The 8,330-nt window shown below is 40.2% G+C and carries 4 protein-coding genes; 3 read left to right on the top strand and 1 reads right to left on the bottom strand.

What is annotated here, in order from left to right; genetic code table 11:
• Positions 1-439 precede the first annotated feature (439 nt).
• The 3 genes from NT175_10710 to NT175_10700 all read left to right on the top strand — a co-directional run bounded on the left by NT175_10710 (position 440) and on the right by NT175_10700 (position 7,619).
• Positions 440-3,361 (top strand): T9SS type A sorting domain-containing protein, encoded by a 2,922-nt coding sequence (locus tag NT175_10710; protein MCX6235169.1) that lies wholly within the window; start codon positions 440-442, stop codon positions 3,359-3,361.
• Between the two features lie 401 nt (positions 3,362-3,762).
• Complete coding sequence (locus NT175_10705) at positions 3,763-7,056, top strand: T9SS type A sorting domain-containing protein (protein MCX6235168.1); 3,294 nt, start codon at positions 3,763-3,765, stop codon at positions 7,054-7,056.
• Between the two features lie 218 nt (positions 7,057-7,274).
• Positions 7,275-7,619 (top strand): hypothetical protein, encoded by a 345-nt coding sequence (locus NT175_10700; GenBank protein ID MCX6235167.1) that lies wholly within the window; start codon positions 7,275-7,277, stop codon positions 7,617-7,619.
• Between the two features lie 221 nt (positions 7,620-7,840).
• On the opposite strand, the gene NT175_10695 is transcribed toward NT175_10700, so the two are convergent.
• Positions 7,841-8,305 (bottom strand): nuclear transport factor 2 family protein, encoded by a 465-nt coding sequence (locus NT175_10695; GenBank protein ID MCX6235166.1) that lies wholly within the window; start codon positions 8,303-8,305, stop codon positions 7,841-7,843.
• Positions 8,306-8,330 lie beyond the last annotated feature (25 nt).

Genomic DNA, 8,330 nt, shown 5'->3' with positions numbered 1-8,330 from the left:
CGAAATGATGCAGATTTTAGGTATTTCTATTTTTGCCAAAACTCCAATAAATGAGCTACTTACCAAAACACAAATCAAACAAAATGTCAAAGAACAACTTAACTTATTTAATTTCAAAGAAATATTAACGCATCACTAATGGAATTAAACATTAAATCCACTCCGAAAAGTGGTTATCGAAAACCAATATTGGGCTAAAGCCCTATATACCATCAATTTGCATTATCCCGACCTTAAGGCCGTGGTAATTAATAACCAGTTAGTCACAGGACTTTTGTCCAAAATGATTACTTTTCGGAGGGGACTCATCCTATAAATTTAAAATAACAATATGAGAACAACTTATTTACTTTTTTTAATCTGGACCTCTTTTCTGATCTGTCAGGCCTTTTCGTTAAAGAGTCAACCTTACCAACACCGGAACATACGGGCCCATGCCATGAACACTTCGCTATATTCTGAACGGAAACAAAAATTTATGGATGATCCGTATCATTTTAAAAATATGATACCTGATGATCAGGATCAGTTCTTTTATTCAGCTAATTGCCCGAACAGCAGTGATCGGGGAGATTATGGCAACAGTCCGGAATGGGATTGGAATGCAATGTTCGGAGGGTCAGGTACCGATTGTGGAAAAGATGTAATTGTTGATAATCTGGGAAATATTTATGTGGTCGGAGATTTCTCCGGAAACACCCATTTTGGGGATGAAAGTCTGGTAAGCACGGGGTTGAGAGATGTCTTTCTGGCCAAATTCAGCCCTTCAGGAGATTTATTATGGATCAGGCAACTTTTAAGCTCACCTGGTGGTAAGGCTGAGAGTTTCGCGATTTGTGACGATAACAATGAAAACTTATTGATAACCGGTAGTTTTAGTGGCGATCAGCTTTCTTATGGCGATGATTTTGTTGACAAGATCGGGACAGCCGATATTTTCGCTGCTAAATTCAATAAAGAAGGCGGATTAATCTGGTTGAAAAATTATGGCGCTTTATCGGCCTCTTTAAAAGGATTAAAAATTCAAAATGATGTTTCCGGCTATATATATATCGCAGGCTCGTCAACGACAATTGAATATCAAAGCATACTTTTAAAAGCCGATGCCGGGGGCCAGGAAATATGGCGGCAATATAATAAAAGCCGATTTGAAGATCTGGCCGTCCATGATCAGAATATTTATATTACTGGCACTTTGACTGAACCGGAAAATTTTGGTGATACTTTAATGGTTCCAAACGGCTGGAATGCTTTCCTTGCCAAAATGGATCTGAACGGTGGTTGCGAATGGGCTGTCATGGGACAACAGCTGCAAACTGGATATGGAAGAAGTTATGCCACAGACATGGTCGTTGATGACCAGGGAAATATTTATTTCGGCGGATGGTACGAAACAAATGTAAGTTTTGGCAGTATCAATTTAACCTCTAATTATATTGATCTTTTCATAACCAAAGCAGATTCATCCGGGAATATCCTGTGGGCTATAGGTTCAGTATCATTTCATCAGCCATCAATGAATGATATGCATCTTTGTTACGATGGCCGCATTTGTTTTACAGGCGTTTTTAGTCATGAGATTCAATTTGGGGATATTGATTTAAACTATAACGGCACTCGTTATTTTACAACATGGATAACTCCGCAGGGTACATTTGATACGGCCTTTCAACGGGATATAAAAGACAACAATTTTACAATAAGTAATTCACAAACAATTATTTATGCCGGAAACACGACCTGGGATGTAGTCATCTGCCAAACAGATTTTTCAGGAAATGAATCCTGGAGATATTTATCCAGTGGTGACTCCGGTCAGGCTTCGCTTATCGGAATAGAAACTGATAAGAGAGATGGTAGTATCTATTTTTGCGGTATGATGAATGGAACTGTTGATTTTTTTGGTATTTCCTATTCAAACGACATTCCTTCGGGATTTATCACAAAAAGTAATTACAATGGAGAAGTTGTTTGGACCACAAGATTGTTCGGTGGTACGATTAATGATTATTTTATCGGTAATTCGATGATTCTTAATGAAGAATTTAACAAAATATATATACAGGGTAAGTTTACAGATACACTGACCATCGGAGATGATGTTTTTACAACATCTGATTATACCAGTTTCCTTTCATGTTTTACGACTGAAGGGATTTATAAATGGACTGTAATATTTGCCCCGGAATCTGTCTCTCCTCAATCGGTTGCGTCAGATAAAGAGGGGAATGTCATTGTCGCCGGTTTAATTGATAATGGCGATGATCCGATGATTGCGAAATATGATTCCTCTGGCAATATAAAATGGATCAGGCAGGTAACCGGATTAGACTATGGATATACCTGTATCGTATCAACAGATAATGACAATAATATTTATGTAACTATTGAACCAGGCACTGGCGTTTTAAATTTCAGCGACAGTATTCAACTGAATTTTAATGATGAACATGAGGGCCATGTAGTGCTGGCAAAATATAATGCCGTAGGAGATATACAATGGGCTAAAAATTACGGTGATAGTCCCTTAGCCGACGGTGGATATTATTCCTGGCCGGCTGCCATTAAAGCAACTCCTGAGGGTGAAAGTTATATTCTTGGATGGCATGGCGACTCCGCTTCATTTGGCGACATATTACTCAGAAGTCCGTACTCCGACTATAGTCATTTTATTGCGAAATTCGATACGGATGGGTTTACCGAATGGGTAAAATCCATTCAGATGTATAAATATGACCTCAATTATAATGAAATTGATATCGATAATGAAAATAATTGCTATATTATGTCGGAATTCAGAGATACGATTGTTTTCGCTGGTGACGACATCCAACTTGTCAATTCAGGTAAAGGCGACTTTTACACAGCCAGGTACAATGCCAATAGTGAGTTGAGTTGGGTAAAAACCGTCATTTGTCCGGATGGCTCAGTTCATCCATCCGGAATCGCAGTATATGATACCAATAACTTATTTGTCGGTGGGTACTTTTATAATAAATTGATAATCGAGAATGATACACTGCTGGCTCCCAATATGTCAGGATTTCTTGTGCATATTGGTGATACCACAGGTAATTCAGGATTTACGACATATCCATATCAAAATGATTATTTGAAAATAATTCCTAATCCTTCCAGGGGCATTTACAATATTTATCCGGATAATCATGACTTTTCATCAGATATCACACTTGAAGTATTCAGTTTAACCGGAAAGAAAATCCTGCAACATCACTATGCATCTGCATCTATACCATTGACTCTGGATATTTCAACATATCCTGACGGAATTTATTTAGTCGTTATTAGAAATGCCTGTAAATGTTACTATGGGAAGATTATAAAAAATGGTTTTTTATGATTGAGGATGTGTAAATTATTTCATAAAATTTATCTTTACCCTTGGAGGGATACCTTAGACGTAAAAGAGTCGTCAAATTTCACCGATCACAGGAATGTGTATTCGGAGATGTTTGATCCGACCACAGGAAAAACCAGGACATTTTACCAGTTTCCTTTTTTACCGTTAGGGCTTGCGCGGGTGATGTTCTGATGGATTAGACGATTGCCGGTTGGACGATGTTCGGCGTTCTATTTCCAGACTAGCCCATTATATTTTCAAATGATTATCTAATTTACTATTATTTTTATTATTATATTTGAGATGTTTTTGTATGTCACCTTTTAAAATATTTGTATTTAATTATTGGGTATACTATTGTGAAATTATTCCCCATATTATTAACATTCAATGCCTTAATTATGAAAAAATCGGTATTCCTCTTTATCCTTCTGACTTTATGCACCCCAATTTTAGTGATAAGTCAATGTGGCTTGATCAGCCTTATAGGCGAATTTAATGATTGGAATGATGACCATTATCTGACAAGGCATCCTGAAATGCCGGATAATTTTTCTACGATCCTTATTTTGACGCCTGAAGATGATATGACCAGTCCGCCGGATGGAATTATTGAAATGAAATTCCGCGAAAACGGAGACTGGACGGTCAACTGGGGAAATACCGGCTTTCCGTCAGGAGTCGGTATTCTGAATGGTCAAAATATTCCGGTTCCAGTTGGCAATTACCTTGTCACATTCAATTGTGCAACTGCCGAATATAATTTCCAGGTCATCTGTGGGGAGATTTCACTCATCGGGGAGTTTAATGGCTGGGCGGATGACCTGATGATGACCAGGGATGCGGAGAATCTTGCCGAATGGTCGGTATTCCTTACCCTGACGGAGGAGGATGATGTTAACGGCGATGGCATCATAGAAATGAAATTCCGCGAAAACAGAGACTGGACCGTCAATTGGGGAGATGACGACTTTCCGTCAGGAGTTGCTATTCTGAATGGTCAAAATATTCCGGTTCCGCTCGGAAAATACGAAATCACTTTTAATTACACTACCGGTGAATATTATTTCCATTCCACCTGCGGGGAGATTTCGCTAATTGGGGAATTCAATGACTGGAACGATGACCTTCCGTTATACAGAGACCTTGAAAATCCGGACGTATGGAAAGTATTGCTGACCTTGACAAATCAGGATGATATCACCGGCGATGGCATTGTAGAAATGAAATTCCGTGAAAACAGAGACTGGAGCGCCAATTGGGGAGATGACTCCTTTCCATCAGGGACCGGCACTCTGAATGGATTAACCATCCCGGTTCCGCTGGATAGCACCAGCATAACGACTGATTATCAGGTCATATTCAATTGTGCAACAGGAGAATATCTGTTTGAAGCAACTTCCGGAAACATCAGCATCATCGGTGCATTTATCGGATGGAACGGGGACGTTCCGATGAACAGGAACGCCGCCGATCCGAATATCTGGTCACTCACACGGTCGTGGTATGCAGATTCCGACTTAAAGTTTCGTGAAAATAAGGATTGGGTCAACAATTGGGGAAACAGCACATTTCCTGATGGTACAGGCATGTTTAATGGACCGAATATTCCTCTTACCGCAGGTAAATATGATGTGACATTCAACACAACTACCTTTGCATATAGCTTTACCTCTAATCCGGATATTTGTGGTGAGATAGGTCTGGTCGGTAACTTCAATGAATGGGGTGGAGGTGATCCCCCAACAGATGTGTGGATGATTCGCGATGCCACCTATCCAAGCCAGTTCAGTATAGATTATTCCTTTAATGACAACACCACACTTTTATTCCGGATGGATGCCGATCCCACCTTTATTAATGCCTGGGGCGGCACATCCCTGTGCCAGAATGGTGTGATGGATCCTTCCCAGATCATTCAGGTTCCCGGCGGCTATTACCATATCACCTTTAACTGCAAATCAGGTGACTATTGTTTTCAGATGCTGACAAGTTCAGTCACAGCTCCCAAGGTGTACGCGATGAGTCTGGATGGAATCCTTGATGAAAGTGACTGGGATATCAGTCAGCCGGTCACAAAACTAACGGAAGGTTTAATAGGAGCAGATCCGAACCAAATCTTCTTCGGGGTTACATACTCTGAAACACATTTGTATGTAGGTATCAGCGTGACCGATGCTTTTGTTCAACCCGGAGAATTAATTGAAATTTTTATCGATGGAAATAAATCAGGTGATGACTATGACGATCATGATGTTTATTTCACCATTGACGGAACCGGGACGATCGAGGTCATTATTGGTCCCTACGGTGGAATTAATCCTGAGGGTATCTTTCATGTGGTGGAAGGAGGCTATGTCGTGGAGGTTTCTATCCCTTGGGTTGACCTGGGGATTACCCCCGAAGAAGGGGAACAAATCGGTTTTGACATTATTGCAGGTGATGCTGATGAAGGAACAGTTGAATATACACTTGCCTGGAATGGTGGTACATTAAACTATGGCAACACTTCTTTATTTGGCACTTTGACATTTGGTCCTTTGACGTGCGGCTGTGTCAGCATGTATAATGAAACCATAGGCGACGTGATTCTCAGGAATCTATCAGATCAACCGCATAGCTTTATAGCTACTTACGATTTTGATGGTGACTACGATGTGATCTTCAGAAAAGATAAAGGAGATGCAGTCAGATGGGGAAATGATGATTTCCCTGTCGGATACGCTTTGTTGGGCGGGCCGGAAATCCCGGTTCCTTTTGGAAGGTACCGGATCCAATTCGACTGTGTATCAGGCCAGTATTTTTTTTATGACGCTCCACCAGATGAGGGTGTTGCCCTTGCAGACTATACTGTTATTCCACCTGTGATAGATGGGTCTCTGGATGAATATAATCTTATGTACAGTTCCGAGATCCTTGGCTCCGGGGGAGGCCCGGTAAATAATACGGTTACGTGGGGTGCGCTCTGGGATTTATCAAGTCTTTATATTGGTGCTCATGTGGTGGATTCACCTGTTGAGGGAACCGGGAATCCATGGGATAACGACGGAGTTGAATTTTTTATTGATGGCAACAACGATAAAGACGGACCCTATGACCTGCTTTTCGACACCTATATGATCCTCGATGCCTTTTATCAACCCAACCTGTGGATCAGAGCCGATGGAGCTGTGGTGACTGACTACGATGCCGAATGGATGTTTACCGAGGATGGGTACAATGTTGAACTCCGATTCGGATGGGGTAATATTTACTTTGAACCCGGCAAAGGAAGGGTTATCGGGTGGAGCCTTGGCAATAATGACAGCGATCATGGTGTGGGTCGCGATTACGAGACTGTGTGGTATGGGGACGGTAACAACTGGGCCAGTACCATTCATTTTGGAGATCTGCAAATGAACCTGGGGCCCTATACTCATTTAGATGAGAGAGGCGATGACGCTGGTATTCTACTATACCCCAATCCGGCACATGGAGTAATACTGTTGCGTACTATCGGTGACAAACCGGCAGGAGAGGTTTGTTTTCAAATATTGGATGTTACAGGCAGGACAGTATATATGGAAAATGTTTTCCCAACAGACACCGGTGATTTGGTTCAGCTCAATATCGACGGGCTCGTCCCGGGTCTTTATATAGTTTGCATCGTCGCCTCTGATGGATATAAAGCTGTGAAAAAGCTCATCGTCCGGTGATGATGTTTTAAGCTTCCTCTAATTAGAAACGGTTGATTTAGATTTCTTTCTGTTATTTTTACCTTCAAATATCTATTCTGTCGATATTCTTTGAATAATTTGTAAATTTACAAGACTGCGGTCCTTCAATGAAGTGTTTAGGCGGATTCGTGTTATAGACAATGCAATTAAACCTAACTATTATTTTGACAGATAATTAATTATAAAAACAATAACTAATGAGAAAGATAATAATGCTTTTTATCTTCACTTGTTTGATTGTTTCGTGTTCAACAACAAAAAGATTACAGGATAAGACAACAAATCAAAATAATATATCTTTTAAAACAGAAAATGATGGGTCATCATTTGATAAAGCCATAGTAATTGAGGAGAAACGTGAATCAATGGGTATTGATGCTGAATATGAATGGCTTAAGCAAAATTATCCAGGCTATAAATTAAAAATGCAATCGCTTAGTTTTCATAATAAGAAACCATATGATATATTGAATATTGTGACAATTGAGGGAGAGGAAAAAAGTATTTATTTTGATATTTCCAATTTTTACGGAAAATTTTAGCATGAAATAAACTGGCGCTAATCGAGAAGCGAGTGGTGAAAACAAAGCCTCACCCTCATGCTATGACACCATCCGTCTGAGGCGGAGCCACAAATACAGCGGTCCACTCATGCATGTTCTTGCCAAAGTAAACGCCTGATTCGATCAAACTGTCCTGGTTATTTCTGAGTAACCAGGTAGTTTATCGTTTTTTTAGTGATGCGTTAAAGCCTTAGACCTTTCTATTCTACTTTAACGCTGCCACCATGATCGCCGATCATAACCCATTTGTCAACTTGTTTCAGTAAAATATCTGTCCAACGCCCCTGTTCCCAATTCTTCTTCCCATCAGATTCACGGACAATATAGTAATAATAGTGAACAAAAGCAACATCCCCGTACACTTTAATCCCCAAAGGTTTGATACTGTAATTCAGAATCTTGGTAAATTGAAAGCTGAATTGCAACCATTTTTGGCTATCCTCTTTCGTTGCCGGCAACGGGTCTTCATTATCCCATCCTAAATAATCATTATGCATATATCCAAGGAATCCGTTTATGTCTCCCTTGGCCATCAATGCCCAGTAGTCATTCACGTTTTTCCACACCTCCTTCTGGACAGGAGACCATTCTTGGGCCTTTAAAGAATACGATCCCAGACCTGCAATCAGGATGAGGGTCATTACAATTGTGAATACGACTTTCATTTTCATTGTTAATCCTCCTTAAAAT

It is taken from the genome of Bacteroidota bacterium (assembly GCA_026391695.1).
Classification (GTDB): Bacteria; Bacteroidota; Bacteroidia; order Bacteroidales; family JAGONC01; genus JAPLDP01.
This window is presented reverse-complemented; position numbering and strand designations above follow the sequence as displayed.